Below are 24,395 nucleotides of genomic sequence, written 5' to 3'. Positions count from 1 at the left end.
CGCCCTTTCCTGGCTGACTGGCACGGCGCAACGCATTGATGGAACGCAAGATTCTGGTGACAGGGGCAGGGGGCTTCGTCGGCGCGGCCCTGGTTCGGCAGCTGCAGACCCGGGGTTATCCGGTGGTCGCCGCGCAACGCCGACCGACAGCCGCCGCGGTCGATGGCGGGGTCATTCCGGTGATCCGCGACCTCTCCGCCGCTACCGACTGGTCCGCGCCTCTGGCAGGGGTGGACACCGTCATCCACCTCGCTGCCCACGTCCACCAGCTGGGCGAGCAGCCAGGGGCCGCCAGCGAGGCGCGCTACGACGAGGTGAATCGGGCCGCGACCCTCAAGCTGGCCCGGGACGCCCAGGCTGCCGGCGTCCGTCGCCTCATCTTTGTCAGCAGCATCAAGGTCAATGGCGACTGGACCCTCCCCGGCAAGCCTTTTCGCGCCGACGACCAGCCTGCGCCCACCGATGCCTACGCACGTTCCAAGGCGGCGGCCGAGCGGCAACTGCTGGCGCTGATGGCCGAGACCGGACTGGAGGTGGTCATCGTGCGCCCCCCACTGATCTACGGACCCGGGGTAAAGGCCAATGTGGCGCGCCTGCTGGACACCCTGGCGCGGGGCGTGCCGCTGCCCCTGGGGGGCGTTCGGCACAACAGGCGTAGCCTGCTGGCGCTGGAGAACCTGTTCGATCTGTTGATCCTGTGCATCACCGCGCCGGAGGCCGCTGGCGCCATCCTGCTGGTCAGCGACGATGAAGATATTTCCACCGCCGAGCTGCTCGAATTGCTCGGTGAAGGTTTGGGTCGCAAGCCCAGGCTGATCGCCGTTCCGCCCGCCTGGCTCGAATGGGGTGCCCGACTGCTGGGCCGAGGCGAGGTGGCGCAACGCCTCTGTGGTTCACTGCAGGTCGACATCCGACCCACCAAGACCCTGCTGGGCTGGCAGCCCCCCGTGTCGGCGCGAGCCGCCTTGCGTGCGCTGGGGGCGCAGCGGGCCGCTGCGGAGGGACGCAGATGATGCTGCTTCTCTTGCTCCTGGCCGGTGGCTGCAGTTGGCTGGGCACCGCGGCGCTCCGTCGCTACGCCCTGTCCGGCGGCCTGCTCGACGAGCCCAACGCCCGCAGTTCGCACCAGGTGGCGACGCCCCGCGGCGGTGGTCTGGCGATCGTCGTAACGTTCGTGCTCGGTTGTGTCGTGCTGCGCCTGTTGGGACAGCTTGATCCGGTTTCCTGCGGCGTCCTGATAGGGGCGGGGCTGCTGGTGGCCGTGCTCGGGTTCATCGACGATCATCGGCACGTGGGCGCCGGCTGGCGTCTGCTCGGCCATTTCCTGGCCGCGATCGCTGCGCTGCTGTGGCTGGGCGGCTATGGCGCCTTGCCGGCGCAGCTCTCCGCGGTGCTGGGACTGCCCGACTGGCTGGTGATGACCCTAGGCGTCCTCTATCTGGTCTGGTTGCTGAACCTCTACAACTTCATGGATGGCATCGACGGCATCGCCGGCGGCGAAGCGCTCGTCGTCTGTCTGGGCATGGCGCTGATCTATGCCATGACCGGCCATGACGCCCTGCTGGCTGCGCCTCTGCTGCTGGCCGCGGCGGTGGGGGGGTTCCTGTGCTGGAACTTCCCGCCGGCGCGCATCTTCATGGGCGATGTGGGCAGTGGCTTTCTCGGCCTGATCCTCGGCATGCTGTCCTTGCAGGCGGCGCTGATCGAGCTGTCGCTGTTCTGGGCCTGGCTGATCCTGCTCGGCGTCTTCGTGGTCGATGCGACCTGGACCCTGTTGCGGCGTCTGAGCCGGGGCAAGAAACCCTACGAAGCCCATCGCACCCACGCCTACCAGTGGGCCTCGCGGCGGCATGGCGCCCACCGGCCGGTGACCCTGGCGGTGCTAGCCATCAACCTGTTCTGGTTGCTGCCTATCGCTTTGCTGGTGGGGCTGGGGCTTTTAAGTGCCATACTGGGGCTCTTGCTTGCCTATGGGCCCTTGCTTTGCCTGGCCCTCCGATACCATGCTGGGACCGATGAGGTAGCCATGGCTGCGCAGTCCACGGGATTCAGGGATTAGGGACACTGACATGTTGCGTGACCATCTGGTCAAGCTGAACCGGCGTACCAAGAGAGTCATCCAGGTCGCGGTCGACCTCCTGCTGATCTGGCTTTCGCTCTGGTTGGCCTTCTATCTGCGCCTGGGCTCCGTGCAGATGATCGAGCCCTTCAGCGGGCATGCCTGGCTGTTCATCACCGCGCCGGCCATCGCCATTCCCCTGTTCATCCGCTTCGGCATGTACCGCGCGGTCATGCGCTACCTGGGCAACGATGCCCTGATCGCCATCGCCAAGGCGGTGACGCTGTCGACGCTGCTGCTGTCGGTGGTCATCTACTGGTATCGCGATCTGCCGGAGATCGTCCCGCGCTCGATGATCTTCAACTACTGGATCGTCAGCCTGATCCTGATCGGCGGCCTGCGCCTCGCGCTGCGCCAGTACTTTCTGGGCGACTGGTATCGCGCCATCACTGTGCCCTTCATCAAGCAGCCGGACGAGTTGCCGCGGGTCGCCATCTATGGCGCCGGCTCGGCGGGCAACCAGCTGGTCGCGGCGCTGCGCATGGGTCGCGCCATGCGTCCGGTGGCCTTCATCGACGACGACAAGAGCATCGCCAATCGCATCATCGCGGGGCTCAAGGTCTACACCCCCAAGCACATCCAGCAGATGATCGACGAGACGGGTGCCGAAGAGATCCTCCTGGCGATTCCCTCTGCCACCCGGGCACGGCGGCGCGAGGTGCTCGGCCTGCTGGAACCCTATCCGCTGCACGTTAGAACCGTGCCGCGGATCAGCGACCTGGCCTGCGGCAAGGTACAGGTGGACGACCTCCAGGAGGTCGATATCGCCGACCTGCTGGGACGAGATCCAGTCACGCCCCGGCCCGAGCTGTTCGCGCGCTGCATCACCGGTCAGGTAGTGATGGTGACCGGGGCAGGGGGGTCCATCGGTTCCGAGCTGTGTCGGCAGATCATCGGCCAGAAACCGCGCACCCTGATCCTGCTCGACCACGCCGAATTCAATCTCTACAGCATCCATCGCGAGCTGGACGCCCATCTCCAACGCGAAGCCCTGCCGGTCACCCTGGTGCCGGTGCTGGGCTCCATCCGCAACGCACCGCTGCTCCTGCAGGTGATGCGGCACTGGAAGGTGGCCACCCTCTACCATGCGGCGGCCTACAAGCATGTGCCCATGGTCGAGCACAACATCGCCGAAGGGTTCGGCAACAACGTCCTGGGGACCCTGAATGCCGCCCAGGCGGCGATCCAGGCCGGCGTCACCAGCTTCGTGCTGATCTCCACCGACAAGGCGGTACGACCCACCAACATCATGGGCAGCACCAAGCGCCTGGCCGAGATGATCCTGCAGGCGCTCAGTCGCGAAGCGGCGCCCGTGCTGCACGGCCAGGCCGACGGTATCCACCAGGTCAATCGCACCCGCTTCACCATGGTGAGATTCGGCAACGTGCTGGGTTCCTCCGGTTCGGTCATCCCGCTGTTCCGGACGCAGATCCGCAAGGGAGGGCCGGTCACCGTCACCCATCCCAAGATCACCCGCTTCTTCATGACCATCACCGAGGCCGCTCAGCTGGTCATTCAGGCCGGCGCCATGGGCGAGGGCGGCGACGTCTTCGTGCTGGACATGGGCGAGCCGGTGCGCATCGTCGAGCTGGCCGAGCAGATGATCAAGCTGTCGGGTCTGAGCGTGCGTTCGCCGGCCAACCCCCATGGCGATGTTGCCATCGAGTTCACCGGCCTGCGCCCCGGCGAAAAGCTCTATGAAGAGTTGCTCATCGGTGACGACGTGAGTCCGACGTCCCATCCTAAGATCATGCGTGCGAGCGAAGACTTCCTGGCCTGGGAGGCCTTCCGCGCCGCCCTCGTCGAGCTCAGTCGCGCGATCGATGCGGGTGATTACCTCCGCGTCCGGCAACTGCTGCGGGACGTCGTCGCCGGCTATTCCCCCGAAGGCGATATCGTCGACTGGCTGCACGGCAAGCGATCCATCGAGTGATCCCGTCCACGCTTTCTTTCGGCCTGGATTTGAAGCCGAGCACAGAAGCGGCAGCCTCCCCCGGCTAGGCTGAACTTTCTTTTCCTGCCACTGTTTAACTCAGGTCTTTGGGTGCATAGCTGTAGCTGTGACCCGAGCCAGGGATGGCTGCGCCGTCCTCCGATGTCTCGCCCGCAGCGTCGGGCGCGATGATGTACAAATCGATATAGGCAGGATTCAGGATGAAGGTACTGGTAACAGGTGGCGCGGGTTTCATTGGTTCCGCCGTAGTACGTTTTCTTATCAACGAAACCCAATGCAAGGTTGCCAACGTCGACAAGCTGACGTACGCCGGTAACGTGGACTCCCTGGCCGAAGTCGCCGACTCCGACCGCTACGAATTCCACCAGGTGGACATCTGCGATTTCGCCGCGCTGCAGCAGGTCTTCACGTCCTTCCAGCCCGACGTGGTCATGCACCTGGCTGCCGAGTCCCACGTGGACCGCTCCATCGAGGGCCCTGCCGCCTTCATCCAGACCAACGTGGTCGGCACCGGCGTCATCCTGGAAGTGACCCGTGCCTACTGGAACGAGCTGGCGCCGGAAGCCAAGGCGGCCTTCCGGTTCCACCACATCTCCACCGACGAGGTATACGGCGACCTGCACGGCACCGACGACCTCTTCACCGAGACCACCCCCTATTCCCCGAGCTCGCCCTATTCGGCCAGCAAGGCCGGCAGCGACCATCTGGTGCGCGCCTGGGGCCGGACCTACGGCCTGCCGGTTCTGGTGACCAACTGCTCGAACAACTACGGCCCCTATCACTTCCCCGAGAAGCTGATCCCCCACGTCATTCTCAATGCCATCCACGGCAAGCCGCTGCCGATCTATGGCGACGGCTCCCAGGTGCGTGACTGGCTGTTCGTCGAAGACCATGCCCGCGCCCTCTACACCGTGGTGACCCAGGGCGAGGTCGGTGAGACCTACAACATCGGCGGCCACAACGAGAAGCGCAACCTGCAGGTCGTCGAGACCATCTGCGACCTGCTCGAAGAGCTGGCGCCGCAGAAGCCCGAGGGCGTCGAGCGCTATCGCGACCTGATCACCTTCGTCAAGGATCGTCCCGGTCACGACATGAGATACGCCATCGATGCCAGCAAGATCGGTCGCGAGCTGGGCTGGACGCCGGCAGAGACCTTCGAGACCGGCATGCGCAAGACCGTCACCTGGTACCTGAACAATCGTGAGTGGTGGCAGCGGGTGCTGTCCGGCGCCTACCGCCTCGAGCGTCTCGGCGAAGCCGTTTAACGATCCTATCGCGGACACGCCCGTGGGCGTGTCCGACCGACAGCAACAGTCAATTTTCAGAGGACGATTGCCATGAGCAAATACAAGGGAATTCTGCTGGCCGGTGGCTCCGGTACCCGTTTGCACCCCATTACCCTGGGCGTGTCCAAGCAGTCGCTGCCGATCTACGACAAACCCATGATCTACTATCCGCTGTCCGTGCTGATGCTGGCCGGTATCCAGGAAGTGCTGATCATCTCGACGCCCGCCGACCTGCCGGGCTTCCAGCGCATGCTCGGCGACGGCAGCCACTTCGGCATGCAGCTGAGCTATGCCGAGCAGCCCAGCCCGGACGGCCTGGCCCAGGCCTTCATCATCGGTCGCGAATTCGTCGGCGATGACAACGTCTGCCTGGTCCTCGGCGACAACATCTTCTACGGCCAGCGCTTCAGCGAGACGCTGCTGAAGGCCGCGAGCGTGGAGAAGGGCGCCACCGTGTTCGGCTACTACGTCGCCGACCCCGAGCGTTTCGGTGTGGTCGAGTTCGACGAGCAGGGCAAGGCCCTGAGCATCGAAGAGAAGCCCAAGAAGCCGAAGTCCAACTACGCCGTCACCGGTCTGTATTTCTACGACAACGACGTGCTGGATATCGCCGCCAACATCAAGCCGTCGCCCCGCGGCGAGCTGGAAATCACCGACGTCAACAACGAGTACCTGCGCCGCGGCTCGCTGAATGTCTCCCTGCTGGGCCGTGGTTTCGCCTGGCTGGATACCGGCACCCACGACGCCCTGCTGGAAGCCGGCCACTTCGTCCAGACCATCGAGAAGCGTCAGGGGCTGAAGGTCGCCTGCCTCGAGGAAATCGCCTTCCAGAAAGGCTGGATCACCTGCGAGCAGATGGCGCTGCAGGCCGAAGCCCTGAGCAAGACCGGTTATGGCCAGTACCTGGCGCGTCTGTGCAAGGAGCAGGACTGATGCAGGTCTTCGAAACCGCGATCCCGGACGTCAAGCTGATCGAACCCAAGGTCTTCGGTGACGACCGCGGCTTCTTCCTGGAATCCTTCCAGGCGGAGCGCTATGCCGAGCAGGCGGGGATCACCCTGGCGTTCGTGCAGGACAACCACTCGCGTTCCGCCCGCAACGTGCTGCGTGGCCTGCACTTCCAGCGCAGCAAGCCGCAAGGCAAGCTGGTGCGTGTCGTGCGTGGCGAGGTGCTGGACGTGGCCGTCGACATCCGTCGCGGTTCGCCCACCTTCGGCAACGTGGTCGCCGAGATCCTCTCGGAAGACAACAAGCGTCAGCTCTGGATACCGCCGGGTCTGGCCCACGGCTTCGTAGTGCTGTCGGAAACCGCTGATTTTGAATACAAGTGCACAGATTATTACGATCCCTCTGATGAAGGGTCTTTGATCTGGAATGATCCGGATCTGAATATCGACTGGCGGGTTACGGATCCCATCCTGTCCGCCAAAGATGCACAAGGCCTTCGATTGGCGGAGCTGTATAGATGAAGATACTGGTTACCGGAGCGAACGGTCAGGTCGGACGTTGTCTGACCGATCGTCTTCAGCGTTCAGAACTGGCATGGGAGGCCCATGGACGTGCCACTCTGGATATCGCTGACGAAGGCTCGGTAACCAGCCATCTCGAGCGATTCGCTCCCGACGTCGTGATCAACGCGGCCGCCTACACGGCGGTCGACAAGGCCGAGCAGGAGCCGGAGATCGCTGCCCGCGGCAATATCGAAGGCCCTGCGGTGCTTGCCCAGGCCTGCGGCGCCGCCGGCATCGCGCTGCTGCACCTGTCCACCGACTACGTGTTCGACGGCACCGCCACCGAACCCTATCAGGTCGAGGATCCGGTCAGCCCGTCCGGGGTCTACGGCATGACCAAGCTGGAAGGGGAGAACCGTGTGCTCTCCGCCTGCCCGCGCTCGGTGGTGCTGAGAACCGCCTGGGTGTTCAGCGAACACTGCAACAACTTCCTCAAGACCATGCTGCGGCTCGCTGCCGATCGCGACGAACTGCGGGTGGTGAGTGATCAGGTGGGTTGCCCGACCTACGCTGGCCATATTGCCGACGCCCTGCTGCAGATCGCCGCCCAGTCTCATGCTCAGCCTGAGCAGACCGCCTACGGCCTCTATCACTTCGGCGGTGACAGCGGCCTGAGCTGGTGCGACTTCGCGCGCTACATCATCGACGCCGGCCAGGAGCTGGGCATGCTGGAGCGGGCGCCGCTCATCACCGGCATCGCCACTTCCGAATTTCCGACCCTCGCCAAGCGTCCGGCCTATTCCATGCTGGATTCCAGCACGCTGGAGCAGCGCTTCGGCATTCCGCCCAGCGACTGGCGCCAGGGCGTTCGCCAGACCCTGCTGGCGCTGCGGACCGAGCGTGCCCAGGCGGGCTCGCTGGTGAGTTGACCGCCTGACCCGTTGCGTTAAGCTCTGCGAATCAAACAGCGGAACACGGAGGTTCCTCTATGAGATTCGTCTGGATAGTCACCTTGCTCGCTCTGTTCGGCTCCTGGGCCAATGCCTGTGAGTCCGGCCCAAGGGCTGCAACCAAGCCAGCCTCGACGGCCAACCTGGCGCCTCTGAACATCAATGTCGCCGACGCCACCGCGCTGCAAGGGCTGCGGGGGATAGGGGCCGTCAAGGCCCAGGCCATCGTCGACCATCGCCAAGCCCATGGCGCCTTTGCCTCGGTGGACGAGCTGCTCGAGGTCAAGGGGATCGGCAAGGCCCTGCTGCAGCGCAACCGCGACCGTCTCAGCGTCGACTGATTTTCGGCAAACTTTAGTCGGTTCTCGTCACCTTTTTACCAAGCCATTGTTTTCGCTGGATTTTTAGGATCTGGCACAGGCATTGCTCTATCTCTGACACGAGTGGGTACGGCGTCAATTTCCCGTGCCAGAGGAGCAGAGCAAATGGTTCAAGGTGTCGAGTTCAATCGGTTGATGCTGGAAATGCGTTCCATGCAGACCGAAGCCATGGCCCGGTCGAAAGCCGTCGTAGCTCCGGCTGCCGGCGCGGAACAGGTCCAGGGTCCGAGCTTCGCCGACATGCTCAGCAAGGCCGTGGGCTCCGTCAACGAAACCCAGCAGACCGCCGGCGAGCTGGCCAAGGCCTTCGAGCTGGGTCAGGGCGGCGTCGACCTCACTCAAGTCATGATCGCTTCGCAGAAGGCCAGCGTCTCCGTGCAGGCCTTGACCCAGGTACGCAACAAGTTCGTGCAGGCGTACCAAGACATCATGCAAATGTCGATTTGAGGACGGTCTAGAAAATGGCTGACGCTCTTACCAACGCACCCGTCCCGACGACCCAACCTGCGGCTGAAGACAAGCCCAAGAAGTCGCTGCTGGGTCTCAGCTTTCTCGACAACCTGTCCGACATGCCGCTGCTGCGGCAGATGGGGCTGCTGATCGGCCTGGCCGCCAGCGTCGCCCTGGGTTTCGCCGTGGTGCTCTGGACCCAGCAGCCGGACTATCGGCCGCTGTACACCAGCATGAACGGTCTCGACGCCAACCAGGTGCTGCAGGCCCTGGGCGCGGCCGACATCAGCTACAAGGTCGATCCGAATTCCGGTGCCCTGCTGGTCAAGTCCGATGACCTCGGCCGGGCGCGCATGAAGATGGCCGCGGCCGGCATCACCGCCTCCGATGGCAACGTCGGCTTCGAGCTGCTGGACAAGGAGCAGCCGCTGGGCACCAGCCAGTTCATGGAAGCGGCCAACTACCGTCGCAGCCTGGAAGGCGAACTCGCCCGGACCATTTCCAGCCTCAACAACATCAAGGGCGCCCGGGTGCACCTGGCGATCCCGAAGAGTTCGGTGTTCGTTCGTGACGAGCGCAAGCCAAGCGCCTCGGTACTGGTCGAGATGTACCCCGGCCGTACCCTGGATGCCGGTCAGGTCATGGCCATCATCAACCTGGTCGCCACCAGCGTGCCGGAACTGGACAAGTCCCAGGTCACCATCGTCGACCAGAAGGGCCAGCTGCTGTCCGACCAGCAGAATCTTTCCGAGCTGTCGATCGCCGGCAAGCAACTGGACTACACCCGCAAGATGGAAGGCTCCCTGACCCAGCGCGTGCAGAACATCATGCAGCCGGTGGTGGGCAATGGCCGCTTCAAGGCCGAGGTGGCCGCCGACGTGGACTTCAATGCCGTGGAGTCGACCTCCGAGCAGTTCAACCCGGATCAGCCGGCGTTGCGCAGCGAGCAACAGAACAGCGAACAGCGTCAGACTTCCGGCGGCGGCGCCCAGGGCGTGCCGGGGGCCCTGTCCAACCAGCCGCCCGGTCCGTCCTCGACCCCGGAAAAGGCCGGTGCCCAGGGTGGCGGTGCGAACTACATCGCTCCCGGCCAGCCGCTGCGCGACGCCAATGACCAGTTCATCTACGACAGCAAGACCAGCCTGCCGGCGACCCTGCCGTACCCGACCGACAAGCGTGAGCAGAACACCCGCAACTACGAACTGGACCGCAGCATCAGCTACACCCGTCAGCAGCAGGGTCGTCTGCGTCGGCTTTCCGTCGCCGTGGTACTGGACGACCAGGTCAAGGTCGATGCCGCCGGCAAGGTCAGCCACCAGCCCTGGACCACCGAAGACCTGGCTCGCTTCACCCGTCTGGTGCAGGATGCCGTGGGCTTCGACGCCAGCCGTGGCGACAGCGTGAGCGTGATCAATGCGCCCTTCGCCCCGGTGCAGCAGGAAGAGATCGAGAGCATTCCCTTCTACCAGCAGCCCTGGTTCTGGGGTGTGGTCAAGCAGGCCCTCGGCGTCCTCTTCATCCTGGTGCTAGTCTTTGGGGTGCTGCGTCCGGTGCTGAAGAACCTGTCCGGCGGCAACACCAAGGACGCCGCTGCCCTGGCCGCTGCCGGTGGTGCCGGTGCCCTGGGTGCCGGCGGTCTGGATGGGCTGTCGGACGATCTGGCCGACGACAAGGTGAGCCTGGCCGGTCCTGCGCCGCTGTTGCTGCCCAGCCCCAGCGAGGGTTATGACGCTCAACTGACCGCCATCAAGCAGCTGGTCAACGATGATCCGGGCCGTGTCGCCCAGGTAGTGAAGGATTGGATCAATGGCGACGAATGACGCGCAACTTTCCAAGGTCGAGAAGGCCGCGATCTTCCTCCTGTCGCTGGGTGAGGCCGATGCCGCGCAGATCCTGCGCCACATGGGACCCAAGGAGGTACAGAAGGTCGGTACCGCCATGGCGCAGATGCGCAACGTCAACCGCGAGCAGGTCGAGCGGGTACTGGGCGACTTCATCGAGGTAGTGGGCGACCAGACCAGCCTGGGCGTGGGCGCCGACGGCTACATCCGCAAGATGCTCACCCAGGCCCTGGGCGAGGACAAGGCCAGCGGCCTGATCGACCGCATCCTGCTGGGCGGCAACACCAGCGGCCTGGACAGCCTGAAGTGGATGGAGCCGCGGGCGGTGGCGGACGTGATCCGCTACGAACACCCGCAGATCCAGGCCATCGTAGTGGCCTATCTGGACCCGGACCAGGCGGCCGAGGTGCTCGGTCACTTCGATCACAAGGTGCGCCTGGACATCGTCCTGCGCGTTTCCTCGCTGAACACCGTGCAACCGGCGGCGCTCAAGGAGCTGAACCTGATCCTAGAGAAGCAGTTCTCCGGCAGCGCCAGCACCACCCGTACCGCCCTGGGCGGCGTGAAGCGCGCCGCCGACATCATGAACTACCTGGACAGCTCGGTCGAAGGCCCGCTGATGGATGCGATCCGCGACGCGGACCAGGATCTGTCGGGGCAGATCGAGGACCTGATGTTCGTCTTCGACAACCTGGCCGACGTCGACGACCGCGGCATCCAGGCGCTCCTGCGCGAGGTGTCGTCCGATGTGCTGGTGCTGGCGCTCAAGGGTGCCGACGACGGCATCAAGGAGAAGTTCTTCCGCAACATGTCCAAGCGCGCGGCCGAGCTGCTGCGCGACGACCTGGAAGCCAAGGGGCCGGTGCGACTGTCCGAGGTGGAGGGCGCGCAGAAGGAGGTCCTCGCCGTCGCTCGTCGCATGGCCGATGCCGGCGAGATCGTTCTGGGCGGCAAGGGTGGCGAGGAAATGGTCTGACGGCTTGCCGGGGTTGGCCTGTGCTTTGCTAATGTCTGCTCAGTAGCGGTTTTCTGACGGACAGGTAATGAGCAAAGAAGCGGCGAGCGAATTGATCAGGGCGCGGGATCTGGAAGCCTTCGATGTCTGGCGACTGCCGGCCTTCGACAGTTTCGACGAGCCCGAGGAGATCCCTGCGCCCGCGGCGGCCGAGCCCGAGCCCCAGCCGGAGCCGCAGATCGAAGAAGTGCCGGTCGAAGAGGTCCAGCCGATCACCCTCGAAGAGCTGGAGGCGATCCGCCAGGAGGCCTACAACGAAGGCTTCGTCACCGGCGAGCGCGACGGCTACCACGCCGGTCAGCTCAAGGCGCGCCAGGAAGCCGAGGCGGCGCTGACCGCCCGGCTGGCCAGCCTGGAAACCCTGATGAGCCATCTGCTCGATCCCATCGGCGAACAGGACCAGGCCCTGGAAGCCGGGATGGTGCAGCTGGTCCGGCACATCACCCGCGAAGTCATCCAGCGCGAACTCACGCTAGACTCCAGTCAACTGGGTCAGGTGGTGCGCACGGCGCTGAAGCTGCTGCCCATGGGGGCCGAGAACATCCGCATCCAGGTCAGCCCCCAGGACTTCGAGCTGATGAAGGCCCTGCGTGACCGCCACGAGGAGAAATGGCGCATCCTCGAGGACGAGACCCTGATGCCTGGCGGCTGCCGGATCGAGACCGAGAGCAGCGTCATCGATGCCAGCATCGAGACCCGTCTGACCCAGGCGCTGACGCAGCTGGCCGAACAGCAGCGTCACCAGGCGACCCAGCCCCAGGAAGCCGATCTGCACATCGACATCGAGGATGCCCCCCATGCGTCTTGAGCGTCTGAGTTTCGAACGCCGCCTCGGCGGTTACGATGAAGCCATCCGGGTCGAACAGCAGCCGGTGATCGAGGGCCGCCTGCTGCGCATGGTCGGCCTGACCCTGGAGGCCGAGGGCCTGCGTGCCGCCGTCGGCAGTCGCTGCCGGCTGATCAATGGCGGTGGCTACCAGCCGGTGGAAGTCGAGGCCGAGGTGATGGGCTTCAACGGTAACAAGACCTTTCTCATGCCGGTGGGCAGCCTCGCCGGTATCGCGCCCGGCGCCCGGGTGGTGCCGGTGCCGGATACCGGCCGTCTGCCCATGGGCATGTCCATGCTCGGTCGCGTGCTGGATGGCCTGGGCAATGCCCTGGACGGCAAGGGCCGCATGCGTGCCGAAGACTGGGTGCCGATGGACGGCCCCACCATCAACCCGCTCAAGCGCGAGCCCATCAGCGAGCCCCTGGACGTCGGCATCCGCAGCATCAACGGTTTGTTGACGGTGGGTCGCGGCCAGCGTCTCGGTCTGTTCGCCGGTACCGGCGTGGGCAAGAGCGTGCTGCTCGGCATGATGACCCGGCTGACCAAGGCCGAGATCATCGTGGTCGGGCTGATCGGCGAACGGGGCCGCGAGGTGAAGGAATTCATCGAGCACATCCTGGGCGAGGAGGGCATCAAGCGGGCAGTGGTCGTGGCCTCGCCGGCGGACGATGCGCCCCTGCTGCGCCTGCGTGCAGCCATGTACTGCACCCGCATCGCCGAATACTTTCGCGACAAGGGCAAGAACGTGCTCCTGCTGATGGATTCCCTGACCCGCTATGCCCAGGCGCAGCGGGAGATCGCCCTGGCCATCGGCGAGCCGCCGGCGACCAAGGGCTATCCGCCGTCGGTGTTCGCCAAGCTGCCGCGGCTGGTGGAGCGGGCCGGCAATGCAGAAAAAGGTGGGGGTTCGATCACGGCGTTTTATACTGTGCTCTCGGAAGGCGACGATCAGCAGGATCCCATCGCCGACTCGGCGCGGGGCGTGCTGGATGGCCACTTCGTGCTGTCGCGGCGGCTGGCCGAGGAAGGCCACTATCCGGCGATCGACATCGAGGCGTCCATCAGCCGGGTCATGCCCCAGGTGGTCAGCCCGGACCACCTGCGCAACGCCCAGCGCGTCAAGCAGCTCTGGTCGCTCTATCAGCAGGCCAAGGACCTGCTCAGCGTCGGTGCCTATGTGCCCGGCGGAAATGCCGAAACCGATCTGGCGATCGCTCGCTACGCCCCCATGCAGCACTTCCTGCGCCAGGGGCTGCGCGAGAGCGAATCGCTGGAGCAGAGTGCCGCCAATCTCCAAGCTGTGTTGGGAGGCTGATAGATCATGAAAGGCAGAGCCGAACGTCTGGGCCCCGTGGTGGAGATGAGCGAGCGCGACGAGCGTGACGCGGCCCAGCGCCTGGGGCAGTGCCAGCAGCAACTGGCCCAGGCCGAGTTCAAGCTCGGCGAATTGCAGCGCTATCGCGAGGATTACCAGCAGCGCCTGGTGGCCAATGGCAGCCGCGGCGTCACCGGCCAGTGGCTGATCGGCTATCAGCGCTTTCTCAGCCAGCTGGAAGAGGCGATCGGCCAGCAGGAGCGCAACGCCCAGTGGCACCGCGACGTGGTGGCCAAGGCCCGCACCCAGTGGCAGGAGCACTATGCGCGCCTCGAAGGCCTGCGCAAGCTGGTCGAGCGCTATCGCCAGGAGCAGCGCCTGGTCGAGGACAAGCGCGAACAGAAACAGATGGACGAATACGCCCAGCGGGCGCGCTCGACCTATATCTAGGCCGGGCCTTGCCCCTCGTCCCTTGTCTTAGCCAGTGAGAATGCCGATGTTTTCCTCCCATCTCGATCCGGAAACGCTCGCCGCCCTGCGCGACTGCATGGAGGAGGAGTACGTCGACCTCATCGAAACCTTTCTGGCGGATTGCGAAGAACGTATCGCCGAACTCAAGCGCAGCGTGATCGGCGGCGATGCCGAACAGGTCCGCCAGCTGGCGCACAGCTTCAAGGGCAGTGCCGGCAACATGGGGGCCGCACCGCTGGCGGAGCTGTGCCGAGCCGTGGAGGAGGGCGCGCGGCGTCGGGCGACCACCGCCGAGCTGGCCATGGGGGTATCCGCCATGGAGCGCGAATTCGCCATCGTCCGCATCCTGTTCAAGGTCGAGCGGCAACGCTACGCGGGCTGACCTCGTCAAAGCGCTGGCGTTTAGGGCTGGCGCGCAACTTGCTAGTGATCCGAAAACCCGTCCGAAAACCCGTCCTTCGGAGTCCTCCATGGCCGTCGTGCCCGATTTCCTTCTGAACACCGCCACCTCGCCAGCCAGCACCGGCCGGGCGGCGGCCAAGACCCCTTCCCAGGATCGCCCGGCCGCGCAGGAGCGCTTCGCCGATGTCTTTGCCCAGGAGCAGCCGCGTGAGCCGGTGCGCAGCGAAAAGCCGCGTGACACCAGCGACAGCAAGGCCCCCAGCCAGGCGCGCAAGAGCGAATCCGGGCGTGCCCGTGATGGGGATGACCGGGTGAAACGCGCGGGCGATGACGACCGCACGGCGGACGCCAAGCCCGAGGCCGACAGCACCGCCAAGAGCGACGCGCCGTCGGCAACCACCGCCGACGACAGCGGCAAGACCTTGCCGGTGGCCCAGGGCGAAGACGCCAAGGCGCCGGTGGACGCGGTTCTGGATCCGCTGTTCATGTTCGGCATGACCGGCCAGTTCCCGCAGCCGGTAGCCACGCCTGTGGCAACGCCTCAGCTGCCCACCGGGACGGCCGCGGACGCCGCAGCCACCGCCACTGCCCAGGCCCTGGATCCGGCGGCGCTGCTGGGCGCTGCCGTGGCAACCGTAGCCCAGACGACCACCCCGGGTATCGGCGCGGGCGCCACGGCCACCCCGGCCAAGCCCGGCGAGCAGCAGACGACCGACGATGGTCTGGCACAGCTGCTGGGCCAGGTGCCCCAGGCCCAGGGTGACGCCGCCAAGCTCACCAGCAACGCCAACAACCTGGCGGCCACCCAGCTGCAAGGGCTGTTGCCGGCGGATGGCACGCCCGCCCAGGCGGCGGATCAGGCAGCCAGCGCGGCCCTGGCCGCGACCCTGGACAAGGGCGATGGTCAGGACGCGGCGGCCCCGAGCAAGACTGATGCCTTCGCCGACAAGCTCACCGCCCTGTCGCAGGCGCTCAGCAGTCCGGCGCAGACCGCTCGTCCGGTCACCGCTGCCGTACCGGGCCAGCCGCTCAATCCCCAGGCCGGCAACTTCAGCGAGGCGGTGGTCGACAAGGTCATGTGGATGTCCAGCCAGAACCTCAAGACCGCCGACATCCAGATGGAGCCGGCGCAACTGGGCAAACTGGAGGTGCGCATCGACATGACCCAGGACCAGACCCAGGTCACCTTCGCCAGTCCCCACGCCGACGTGCGCGAGGCGCTGGACAACGGCAGCCAGCGTCTGCGGGAGCTCTTCGCCCAGCAGGGCATGAACCTGGCCAACGTCAACGTCTCCGATCAGTCGTCCGGCCAGGCCTGGCAGCAGTCCCAGCAGGGCGCTCAGCACGAGGGCTCGCGCCGGGGCCGCGGGGGTGTCGCAGGGGATGGCGCGGACGAAGCGGTGGCGAACGTCGCCGAAACCCGCGGCTCGGCGACCCTCGCCGCGCGCAGTCTGGTCGACTACTACGCCTGACAGGCCAACGGCTCCCAGGTGACAGCCTGGGCCGCACCTGCTATATCCCCTTCGTATCAATAGGTTAGCTGCGTCACCCAACAGGGGTGACGAGCCGCACAGGATTCGGTCGAACACTTATGGCGAAGAAGCAGGCGCCCGCGGCAGAGGGCGCAGCCGCGGAAGGCAAGGGCAAGGGCAAGCTCAAACTCATCATCATCATCGTCGTGGCCCTGCTGCTGGTCATCGGCGCCTCGGTGGGTGCGACCTGGTTCCTGCTCGGCAAGAAGAGCGCCGAGCCCGAGCACGCCGCACCGGCCGCTCCGGCGGCACCGGTGCATCTGGCCGCGGTCTACCAGGCGCTGGTGCCGGCCTTCGTGGTCAACTACAACGCCGACGGTCGTCAGCGCTACATGCAGGTCACGGTGACCCTGATGGGGCGCGACCAGGCGCAGATGGATGCGCTCAAGGCGCAACTGCCGCAGGTCCGCAACCAGCTGGTGATGCTGTTTTCCGGGCAGGACTTCAATAGCCTGCTGACGCCGGTAGGCAAGGAGATGCTGCGCCAGCAGGCCACCAGCAAGGTTCAGGAACTGGCGAAGAAACTGACCGGCCAGACTGCCATCGAACAGGTATTGTTCACCAATCTCGTCCTGCAATAGGTAACGCCATGGCCGTGCAAGATCTGCTCTCTCAGGATGAAATCGATGCCCTGCTGCACGGGGTCGACGATGGCATCGTCGAGACCGAGACCGATGCCGAGCCGGGCACCATCAAGGGCTATGACCTCACCAGCCAGGATCGCATCGTCCGCGGACGCATGCCGACCCTGGAGATGATCAACGAACGCTTCGCCCGCTATACCCGGGTCAGCATGTTCAACCTGCTGCGGCGCTCGGCGGACGTCTCCGTGGGTGGGGTGCAGGTCACCAAGTTCGGCGAGTACATCCACTCGCTGTACGTGCCCACCAGCCTCAACATGGTCAAGATGAAGCCGCTGCGCGGTACCGCGCTGTTCATCCTCGATGCCCGCCTGGTATTCAAGCTGGTGGACAACTTCTTTGGCGGCGACGGGCGTCACGCCAAGATCGAAGGCCGCGAATTCACCCCCACCGAGTTGCGCGTGGTGCGCATGGTGCTCGACCAGTGCTTCATCGATCTCAAGGAAGCCTGGGGCGCCATGCTCGACTGCCAGTTCGAGTACATGAACTCCGAGGTCAACCCGGCCCTGGCCAACATCGTCAGCCCCAGCGAAGTGGTGGTGGTGAGCACCTTCAACATCGAACTGGATGGCGGCGGCGGCGAATTGCACGTGACCATGCCCTATTCGATGATCGAGCCGATCCGCGAGATGCTCGACGCCGGCTTCCAGTCGGACGTGGACGATCAGGACGAACGCTGGGTCAAGGCCTTGCGCGAGGACCTGCTCGATGTGCGCGTGCCCCTGGAGGCGACGGTTGTCCGGCGCCAACTCAAACTCCGCGATATCCTCAACATGCAGCCCGGCGACGTGATTCCGGTGGAAATGCCCGAGGAGATGCTCATGCGCGCCAATGGCATGCCCACCTTCAAGGTCAAGATGGGCGCGCGCAAGGGCAACCTGGCCCTGCAGATTCTCGAACCGGTCAGCCGCGGCCGCTGAGCGACAACCGTTTTTTCCGTCCGGGCCCGGGCCCGGCGTAGCACGAGACCCAGACGATGGCAGACAACCCAGAAGAACAAGCCCTGGCGGACGAGTGGGCCGCGGCCCTGGCCGAAGCCGGTGACGCCAGTCAGGACGACATCGACGCACTGATGGCCCAGGGTACCCAGGTCGAAGCCCCCAAGCCGCCCAAGGCGCCGGTGGAAGAATTTGGTCAGAGCAGTGGGGGGTTGGCAGTGAGCGGCATGGAAGGGCCCAACCTGGATGTGATCCTGGACATCCCGGTGACCATCTCCATGGAGGTCGGCCACACCGACATCTCCATCCGCAACCTGCTGCAACTCAACCAGGGCTCGGTCATCGAGCTCGACCGTCTGGCTGGCGAGCCGCTGGACGTGCTGGTGAATGGTACGCTGATCGCCCATGGTGAAGTGGTGGTGGTGAACGAGAAGTTCGGGATCCGCCTGACCGACGTCATCAGCCCCACAGAACGTATCAAGAAGCTGCGGTGATCCATGAAGAGTCTGCTCCTGCCGCTGGGTCTCCTGCCCCTGACCGCGCGTGCCGCCGAAGCCACCTCGCCGGGGCTGGATGTGGGGGCGCAGGTCGGTCAGTTGCTGCTCGGTCTGCTGCTGGTGATCGCGCTGATTCTCGGCCTGGCCTGGCTGGTGCGCCGGGTGCAGCAGCAGGGTCCGCGCGGTCAGCAGGTGATCAAGGTCATCTCCACCCAGCACCTGGGCCCGCGCGAGCGGCTGGTGCTGGTTCAGGTCGGCCAGGAGCAGTTGCTGATCGGCGTCGCCGGCGGACGGATCACGCCGCTGCACAGCCTGCGCGAGCCGGTGCGACCGGGCGAGACCGAGGCGCCGGCGCCGGAATTCGCCCAGCGCCTGCTGGAACTCATCAGCCGCGATCCCAAGGCGAAACCATGATCTCTTCGCGTCTCCCGGCCAACCTCGGGCGCACCCTGGGCTGGCTGCTGGGCCTGGCCGTGCTGCTGTTCGCGCCCCTGGCGCTGGCGCAGCAGGCCGGGCAGGCCAATCCGCTGTCGATCCCGGCCATTACCCTGAGCACCAACGGCCAGGGGCAGCAGGAGTATTCGGTCAGCCTGCAGATCCTGCTGATCATGACGGCGCTGAGCTTCATCCCGGCGTTCGTCATGCTGATGACCAGCTTCACCCGCATCGTCATCGTCTTCGCCATCCTGCGCCAGGCGCTGGGCCTGCAGACCACGCCGTCCAACCAGGTGCTGGTGGGCATGGCGCTGTTTCTCTCGCTGTTCATCATGGCGCCGGTGTTCGACCGCATCAACAGCACCGCCGTGCAGCCCTATCTGAACGAACAACTCAGCGCCCAGGACGCCATCGCCCGGGCGCAGGTGCCGATGAAGGACTTCATGCTGGGGCAGACCCGGCAATCGGACCTGGACCTGTTCATGCGGCTGTCCAAGCGCACCGACATCCCCAGCGCCGACCAGGCGCCCTTGTCGATCCTGGTGCCGGCCTTTGTCACCTCCGAACTCAAGACCGCCTTCCAGATCGGCTTCATGATCTTCATTCCCTTCCTGGTCATCGACCTGGTGATCGCCAGCGTGCTGATGGCCATGGGCATGATGATGCTGTCGCCGATGATCATCTCCCTGCCGTTCAAGCTGATGCTGTTCGTGCTGGTGGATGGCTGGGCGCTGATCATGGGTACCCTGGCCAGCAGCTTCGGCACCGTCTAGCGGTGCCCCCTTTGCGTGGAGAAGCGAAATGACCCCTGAAGTCGCCGTCGATCTGTTCCGCCAGGGTCTCTGGCTTACCGCGCTGCTGGTGGCGGTGCTGGTGGTGCCGAGTCTGATCGTCGGTCTGATCGTGGCGGTCTTCCAGGCGGCGACCCAGATCAACGAACAGACCCTGAGCTTTCTGCCGCGGCTGATCGTCACCCTGTTGACGCTGATCGTGCTGGGGCCCTGGATGGTCCGGCAACTGATGGAATTCATCCAGACCTCGGTCGCCAACATCCCGCGGCTGATCGGCTAGCCCATGCTCGCCCTCAGCGACGCCCAGATCGGCGGCTGGGTCGGCAGCTTCCTGTTTCCGCTGTTTCGCATCGCCGCGCTGCTGATGACCATGCCGATCATCGGCACCACCCTGGTCCCGGTGCGGGTGCGGATGTATCTGGCCCTGGCCCTGAGCCTGGTGCTGGTGCCGACCCTGCCGCCGATGCCACAGGTGGATGCCATCAGTCCCCAGGCGCTGCCGCTGATCGTCGAACAGATCCTCATCGGCGCGGTGATGGGGTTCAGCCTGCAGCTGTTCTTCCATGTCTTCGTGGTGGCGGGGCAGATCATCTCGACCCAGGCGGGTCTGAGCTTCGCGTCCATGATCGACCCGGTCAACGGCGCCTCGGCCCCGGTCATGGGCCAGTTCTTCACCATGCTGGTGACGCTGCTGTTCCTGGCCATGAACGGCCATCTGGTGGTGTTCGAGATCCTCGCCGAAAGCTTCGTTACCCTGCCGGTGGGCGATACCCTGAGCGTCGAGCACTTCTGGCAGGTCGCCGGGCGGCTGGGCTGGGTCATGGGCGCCGGCATCCTGCTGGTGCTGCCGGCCATCACCGCGCTGCTGGTGGTCAACATCGCCTTTGGCATCATGACCCGCGCCGCGCCGCAGCTGAACATCTTTTCCGTCGGCATGCCGCTGATCGTGGTGCTGGGCATGGTCATCGTCTGGCTCGGCACCGCCGACATCCTCTCCCACTATGAAAGTCTCGCCAGCGAGGCGCTGCAGTGGCTGCGCGAACTCGCCCGAGCCCGCTAGGAGATATGCCGCATGGCTGAATCCGATGGCGAAGACCGTACAGAAGACCCCACAGAGAAACGCAAGCGTGATTCCCGGGAGGAGGGGCAGCTCCCGCGATCACGCGAACTCGGCACGGTGGCGGTCATGCTCTCGGGGGTCGGCGGCCTGCTGATGTACGGCGCCTTCCTGGGCGGCAAGCTGCTGGAGGTGATGCGCAGCAATTTCTCCCTGCGGCGCGAAGAGGTCATGGACGAACGCTTCATGGGCACCTTTCTGCTGGCCTCGGGCAAGGCGGCGATGATCGGGATGCTGCCGATGATCGCCTTGGTGGTGATCGCCGCCATCGTTGGCCACATCGCCCTGGGCGGCTTCCTGTTTTCCGGCAAGATGCTGGCGCCCAAGCCGAGCCGGATGAATCCCATGTCCGGGATCGCCCGGATGTTTTCCAAGAATTCTCTGGTGGAGTTGCTCAAGGCCTTGGGCAAGTTCTTCATCATCCTCGGCGTATCGGTGCTGGTGCTGATGAGCGAGCGCACGGCCCTGTTGCAGATCGCCAAGCTGCCGACCGAGCAGGCGCTCCTGCACAGCATGCAGGTGGTGGGGCATGCCACCCTGCTGCTGGCCCTGGGGCTGCTGATCATCGCCGCGGTGGACGTGCCCTTCCAGATCTTCAGCAATCGCAAGAAGCTGATGATGACCAAGCAGGAGATCAAGGACGAATACAAGGACGCCGAGGGCAAGCCCGAGGTCAAGGGCAAGATCCGCCAGATGCAGCGGCAGATGGCCCAGCGTCGGATGATGGCCGAAGTGCCCAATGCCGATGTGGTCATCACCAACCCGACCCACTTCGCCGTGGCGCTCAAGTACGACGCGGCCAAGGGCGGGGCGCCGGTGCTGGTGGCCAAGGGCAGCGATTTCACCGCGCTGAAGATCCGCGAGATCGCCCAGGAACACCAGGTCTCGCTGCTGGAGTCGCCAGGGCTGGCGCGCGCGGTGTATTTCTCCACCGAGGTGGATCAGGAGATTCCGGCCGGACTCTATGTGGCCGTGGCCCAGGTCCTGGCCTATGTCTATCAGCTCAGGCAATTCCGGGCTGGACGCGGGCGCAAGCCCAAGTTGTCCGATCTGCCCATCCCGCCGGATCTGCGGCGGGATGAGGAGGGGAAGGCGCCTACTTGATGACGCCGCAGGCGACGCGTGCGCCGCCACCGCCCAGCGGCTTGGGCTGGTCGGCGTAGTTGTCGCCACCGGCATGCACCATCAACGCATGGCCCTTGAGCTCTTCCAGGCGCTTCAGGCGGGGCGCCAGCACCGGCTGGGTGGCCTGGCCGTCGGCGGTCACGTAGAGCGCCGGCAATTCGCCCAGGTGGCCGTCGTCCGACCAGGGCGCGCTGTGCTTGCCGGTGTTACGCGGATCCAGATGGCCGCCCGCCGCGCCCCCTGCGGTCAGGGTGCCGTTCACCTCGGCCGCGCCGCAGTTGGGCTTGGTGTGGACGTGGAAGCCATGGATACCGGGCTCCAGGCCCTTGAGATCCGGCGTGAAGACCAGACCGTACTTGGAGCGGGTCACCTGCACGCTGCCGACACTTTCGCCCACACCGTCGGTCGTGACCTTGTTCAGCGGGATCGTCAGGGATTCGGCTGCCTGGGCGGTGCCGACCAGGCAGGTGGCCAACAGGGTCGCGGTCCAGATTTTCATGGTGATGTTCCTCGGATAGGCGCGCTAGCGCGGGTCCCTAGACAGACTCATGGCCTCCGCCCACGGTTCAGCCGACGAGTCCGGCGATCCGTAACCAGTCCTGTATCACCTCTCGGAAAACCTCGCTGATTCAAGGTCTTGAGCAGTTGGCCCGGAGCTTGCTCAAGCCCCTGCGAACAGTGCGCCGCGTCAACTTTCCGTGACGACGGCACCGGCAAGCGAGGAATGGGTGTGAAAGTCGACAAATCCATGATGATGGGCAACATGCGCGGTCTGGCTCGCGGCAATCTGGGCGTGCCGCTGGCCGTCCTGGCGATGCTCGCCATGATGACCCTGCCGATGCCGCCGTTCCTGCTGGACGTGCTGTTCACCTTCAACATCGCCCTGTCAATCGTGGTCCTGCTGGTCAGCGTCTACGCCCTGCGGCCGCTGGATTTCGCGGTCTTCCCGACCATCCTGCTGGTGTCGACCCTGCTGCGCCTGGCGCTGAACGTGGCCTCGAGCCGCGTGGTGCTGTTGCACGGCCAGGACGGTCACGACGCCGCGGGCAAGGTCATCCAGGCCTTCGGCGAGGTGGTGGTCGGCGGCAACTACGTGGTCGGTGCGGTGGTGTTCGCCATCCTCATGATCATCAACTTCGTGGTGGTGACCAAGGGTGCCGGCCGCATCTCCGAGGTGTCGGCGCGTTTCACCCTGGACGCCATGCCCGGCAAGCAGATGGCCATCGACGCCGACCTGAACGCCGGCATCATCGACCAGGCCGAAGCCAAGAAGCGCCGGACCGAAGTGGGCCAGGAAGCCGACTTCTACGGTTCCATGGACGGTGCCAGCAAGTTCGTCCGCGGTGACGCCGTCGCCGGTCTGCTGATCCTGTTCATCAACCTTATCGGCGGCATGGCCATCGGTATGGCCCAGCACGGTCTGCCGTTCGGCGAAGCGGCGCGCATCTACGCCCTGCTGACCATCGGTGACGGCCTGGTCGCCCAGGTTCCCTCGCTGCTGCTGTCGGTCGCCGCGGCCATCATGGTCACCCGGGTGTCCTCCGCCGAAGACATGGGTCAGCAGGTCAATCGTCAGATGTTCGCCTCGCCCAAGGCGCTGGCGGTCTCGGCTTTCATCATCATCGCCATGGGCCTGGTGCCTGGCATGCCGCACCTGCCGTTCCTCGGCCTGGGTGGCGCCGCCGCTGCCGGTGCCTGGCTGATCTACAAGCGTCAGCGCCAGGCCAAGCAGACCGCCGAGGTCGAAGCCAAGAAGCAGCAGGACCTGGCTCCCGTGCAGCGTCCGGCCGAGGCCAAGGAGCTGGGCTGGGACGACGTCACCCCGGTGGACATGGTCGGTCTGGAAGTCGGCTATCGGCTGATCCCCATGGTCGATCGCAACCAGGGTGGCCAACTCCTGGCGCGGATCAAGGGCGTGCGCAAGAAGCTGTCCCAGGACCTCGGTTTCCTCATGCCGTCGGTACACATCCGCGACAACCTGGACCTGCTGCCCAACGCCTATCGTCTGACTCTGATGGGCGTCAGCGTGGCCGAGGCCGAGATCTATCCCGACCGCGAACTGGCCATCAACCCCGGTCAGGTCTATGGCTCCCTCAACGGCGTCGCCGCCAAGGATCCGGCATTCGGTCTGGAGGCGGTCTGGATCGACGTCACCCAGCGCGACCAGGCCCAGTCCCTCGGCTACACCGTGGTCGATGCCAGCACCGTGGTCGCCACCCACCTCAACCAGGTGCTCTTCAAGCACGCCCACGAGCTGATCGGCCACGAGGAGGTCCAGCAACTGCTGCAGGTACTGGCCAAGAGTTCGCCCAAGCTGGCCGAGGAGCTGGTGCCCGGCATCGTCTCCCTGTCGACCCTGCTCAAGATCCTCCAGCAACTGCTGCAGGAGCAGGTCCCGGTCCGCGACATCCGTACCATCGCCGAAGCCATCGCCAACGTCGGTCCGCGGAGTCAAGATCCCGCCGCCATCGCCGGTGCCGTACGGGTCGCCTTGTCCCGCGCAATCGTCCAGAACATCGTTGGAATGGAGCCTGAGCTGCCTGTTATCACCCTTGAGCCAAGGTTGGAACAGATGTTGCTAAGTAGTATGCAGAAGGCCGGTCAAGGCGCCGAGGACGGCATGTTCCTCGAGCCTGGCATGGCTGAAAAACTGCAGCGTTCCCTCATCGAGGCAGCGCAGCGTCAGGAAATGATGGGTAAGCCAGTGGTGCTGCTGGTAGCCGGTGCGATCCGCGGGATGATGTCCCGCTTCGCGCGGATGGCGGCGCCGAACATGAGTGTACTGGCCTACCAGGAAATTCCGGACAACAAGCAGGTCACCATCGTCGCTACCGTTGGCCAGAATGGCTGAGGTCT

The 24,395-nt window shown here is 65.2% G+C and carries 26 protein-coding genes; 25 read left to right on the top strand and 1 reads right to left on the bottom strand.

Translation table 11 applies throughout. The annotated features are described in order from the left end of the window. Positions 1 to 38 precede the first annotated feature (38 nt). The 24 genes from PSK12I2_RS0108060 (at position 39) to flhB (ending at position 21,518) form a co-directional block, all read left to right on the top strand. Positions 39 to 1,013 carry an NAD-dependent epimerase/dehydratase family protein gene (locus PSK12I2_RS0108060; RefSeq protein ID WP_027597987.1) on the top strand — a complete coding sequence of 325 codons (975 nt, stop codon included), beginning with the start codon at positions 39 to 41 and terminating at the stop codon, positions 1,011 to 1,013. Continuing rightward, entirely contained in the window at positions 1,013 to 2,059 is a 1,047-nt protein-coding gene (locus tag PSK12I2_RS0108055) for a glycosyltransferase family 4 protein (RefSeq protein ID WP_037007608.1), read from the top strand. The genes PSK12I2_RS0108060 and PSK12I2_RS0108055 overlap by 1 nt, the downstream gene beginning before the upstream one ends. A gap of 10 nt (positions 2,060 to 2,069) precedes the next feature. Further along, positions 2,070 to 4,052 carry a nucleoside-diphosphate sugar epimerase/dehydratase gene (locus PSK12I2_RS0108050; protein WP_037006952.1) on the top strand — a complete coding sequence of 661 codons (1,983 nt, stop codon included), beginning with the start codon at positions 2,070 to 2,072 and terminating at the stop codon, positions 4,050 to 4,052. 221 nt (positions 4,053 to 4,273) lie between these two features. Next, the gene (rfbB, locus tag PSK12I2_RS0108045) at positions 4,274 to 5,338 is read left to right on the top strand and encodes a dTDP-glucose 4,6-dehydratase (protein ID WP_027597984.1); all 1,065 of its coding nucleotides are present in this window, start codon (positions 4,274 to 4,276) and stop codon (positions 5,336 to 5,338) included. A 72-nt stretch (positions 5,339 to 5,410) separates the two neighbouring features. Next, complete coding sequence (rfbA, locus tag PSK12I2_RS0108040; RefSeq protein WP_007160390.1) at positions 5,411 to 6,292, top strand: glucose-1-phosphate thymidylyltransferase RfbA; 882 nt, start codon at positions 5,411 to 5,413, stop codon at positions 6,290 to 6,292. Next, positions 6,292 to 6,828, top strand: coding sequence for a dTDP-4-dehydrorhamnose 3,5-epimerase (gene rfbC, locus PSK12I2_RS0108035; RefSeq protein WP_007160389.1), 537 nt, complete (start codon positions 6,292 to 6,294; stop codon positions 6,826 to 6,828). The genes rfbA and rfbC overlap by 1 nt, the downstream gene beginning before the upstream one ends. Continuing rightward, positions 6,825 to 7,739 (top strand): dTDP-4-dehydrorhamnose reductase, encoded by a 915-nt coding sequence (gene rfbD / locus PSK12I2_RS0108030; RefSeq protein ID WP_027597983.1) that lies wholly within the window; start codon positions 6,825 to 6,827, stop codon positions 7,737 to 7,739. Before rfbC ends, rfbD begins: the two co-directional genes overlap by 4 nt. Before the next feature lie 59 nt (positions 7,740 to 7,798). Continuing rightward, positions 7,799 to 8,101 carry a ComEA family DNA-binding protein gene (locus PSK12I2_RS0108025; protein WP_027597982.1) on the top strand — a complete coding sequence of 101 codons (303 nt, stop codon included), beginning with the start codon at positions 7,799 to 7,801 and terminating at the stop codon, positions 8,099 to 8,101. 144 nt (positions 8,102 to 8,245) lie between these two features. Then, positions 8,246 to 8,587, top strand: coding sequence for a flagellar hook-basal body complex protein FliE (gene fliE, locus PSK12I2_RS0108020; RefSeq protein WP_007160386.1), 342 nt, complete (start codon positions 8,246 to 8,248; stop codon positions 8,585 to 8,587). A 14-nt stretch (positions 8,588 to 8,601) separates the two neighbouring features. Further along, a complete protein-coding gene (fliF, locus tag PSK12I2_RS0108015; protein WP_027597981.1) occupies positions 8,602 to 10,410 on the top strand; it encodes a flagellar basal-body MS-ring/collar protein FliF in 1,809 nt (602 codons plus the stop codon). After that, entirely contained in the window at positions 10,397 to 11,407 is a 1,011-nt protein-coding gene (fliG, locus tag PSK12I2_RS0108010; RefSeq protein ID WP_007160384.1) for a flagellar motor switch protein FliG, read from the top strand. The genes fliF and fliG overlap by 14 nt, the downstream gene beginning before the upstream one ends. 67 nt (positions 11,408 to 11,474) lie before the next feature. Further along, positions 11,475 to 12,254, top strand: a complete 780-nt coding sequence (gene fliH / locus PSK12I2_RS0108005; RefSeq protein ID WP_027597980.1) for a flagellar assembly protein FliH — start codon at positions 11,475 to 11,477, stop codon at positions 12,252 to 12,254. Beyond that, complete coding sequence (gene fliI, locus PSK12I2_RS0108000) at positions 12,244 to 13,590, top strand: flagellar protein export ATPase FliI (protein ID WP_027597979.1); 1,347 nt, start codon at positions 12,244 to 12,246, stop codon at positions 13,588 to 13,590. Before fliH ends, fliI begins: the two co-directional genes overlap by 11 nt. 6 nt (positions 13,591 to 13,596) lie before the next feature. Next, positions 13,597 to 14,040 carry a flagellar export protein FliJ gene (gene fliJ / locus PSK12I2_RS0107995; protein ID WP_027597978.1) on the top strand — a complete coding sequence of 148 codons (444 nt, stop codon included), beginning with the start codon at positions 13,597 to 13,599 and terminating at the stop codon, positions 14,038 to 14,040. Between the two features lie 46 nt (positions 14,041 to 14,086). Then, positions 14,087 to 14,443, top strand: a complete 357-nt coding sequence (locus tag PSK12I2_RS0107990; RefSeq protein ID WP_027597977.1) for an Hpt domain-containing protein — start codon at positions 14,087 to 14,089, stop codon at positions 14,441 to 14,443. An 88-nt stretch (positions 14,444 to 14,531) separates the two neighbouring features. Continuing rightward, positions 14,532 to 15,935 carry a flagellar hook-length control protein FliK gene (locus PSK12I2_RS0107985; RefSeq protein ID WP_027597976.1) on the top strand — a complete coding sequence of 468 codons (1,404 nt, stop codon included), beginning with the start codon at positions 14,532 to 14,534 and terminating at the stop codon, positions 15,933 to 15,935. 119 nt (positions 15,936 to 16,054) lie between these two features. Continuing rightward, positions 16,055 to 16,576 (top strand): flagellar basal body-associated protein FliL, encoded by a 522-nt coding sequence (gene fliL / locus PSK12I2_RS0107980; RefSeq protein ID WP_027597975.1) that lies wholly within the window; start codon positions 16,055 to 16,057, stop codon positions 16,574 to 16,576. An 8-nt stretch (positions 16,577 to 16,584) separates the two neighbouring features. After that, on the top strand, positions 16,585 to 17,556 hold the full coding sequence (gene fliM / locus PSK12I2_RS0107975; protein WP_007160377.1) for a flagellar motor switch protein FliM: 972 nt from the start codon (positions 16,585 to 16,587) through the stop codon (positions 17,554 to 17,556). A 56-nt stretch (positions 17,557 to 17,612) separates the two neighbouring features. Further along, positions 17,613 to 18,068: a flagellar motor switch protein FliN gene (gene fliN / locus PSK12I2_RS0107970; RefSeq protein WP_007160376.1), complete on the top strand. Its 456-nt coding sequence runs from the start codon at positions 17,613 to 17,615 to the stop codon at positions 18,066 to 18,068. A 3-nt stretch (positions 18,069 to 18,071) separates the two neighbouring features. Further along, complete coding sequence (gene fliO / locus PSK12I2_RS0107965; protein ID WP_027597974.1) at positions 18,072 to 18,485, top strand: flagellar biosynthetic protein FliO; 414 nt, start codon at positions 18,072 to 18,074, stop codon at positions 18,483 to 18,485. Beyond that, entirely contained in the window at positions 18,482 to 19,279 is a 798-nt protein-coding gene (gene fliP / locus PSK12I2_RS0107960; protein ID WP_027597973.1) for a flagellar type III secretion system pore protein FliP, read from the top strand. Before fliO ends, fliP begins: the two co-directional genes overlap by 4 nt. A 28-nt stretch (positions 19,280 to 19,307) precedes the next feature. Continuing rightward, entirely contained in the window at positions 19,308 to 19,577 is a 270-nt protein-coding gene (fliQ, locus tag PSK12I2_RS0107955) for a flagellar biosynthesis protein FliQ (RefSeq protein WP_027597972.1), read from the top strand. Between the two features lie 3 nt (positions 19,578 to 19,580). Further along, positions 19,581 to 20,357 carry a flagellar biosynthetic protein FliR gene (gene fliR / locus PSK12I2_RS0107950; RefSeq protein ID WP_027597971.1) on the top strand — a complete coding sequence of 259 codons (777 nt, stop codon included), beginning with the start codon at positions 19,581 to 19,583 and terminating at the stop codon, positions 20,355 to 20,357. A gap of 12 nt (positions 20,358 to 20,369) precedes the next feature. Further along, entirely contained in the window at positions 20,370 to 21,518 is a 1,149-nt protein-coding gene (gene flhB, locus PSK12I2_RS0107945) for a flagellar biosynthesis protein FlhB (protein WP_007160371.1), read from the top strand. On the opposite strand, the gene sodC is transcribed toward flhB, so the two are convergent. Beyond that, positions 21,511 to 22,038, bottom strand: a complete 528-nt coding sequence (gene sodC / locus PSK12I2_RS0107940; RefSeq protein ID WP_007160370.1) for a superoxide dismutase family protein — start codon at positions 22,036 to 22,038, stop codon at positions 21,511 to 21,513. The two genes, flhB and sodC, sit on opposite strands and share 8 nt — an antisense overlap. Before the next feature lie 249 nt (positions 22,039 to 22,287). On the opposite strand from sodC, the gene flhA reads away from it, so the two are divergent. Continuing rightward, positions 22,288 to 24,390, top strand: coding sequence for a flagellar biosynthesis protein FlhA (flhA, locus tag PSK12I2_RS0107935; RefSeq protein WP_223855469.1), 2,103 nt, complete (start codon positions 22,288 to 22,290; stop codon positions 24,388 to 24,390). Positions 24,391 to 24,395: the final 5 nt, after the last annotated feature.

Origin of the sequence: Pseudomonas sp. MOIL14HWK12:I2 (assembly GCF_000510745.1) — a bacterium.
GTDB lineage: Bacteria > Pseudomonadota > Gammaproteobacteria > Pseudomonadales > Pseudomonadaceae > Chryseomonas > Chryseomonas oryzihabitans.
The sequence above is the reverse complement of the archived record's forward strand: the minus strand, read 5'-3'. Positions and strand labels throughout refer to the sequence as shown.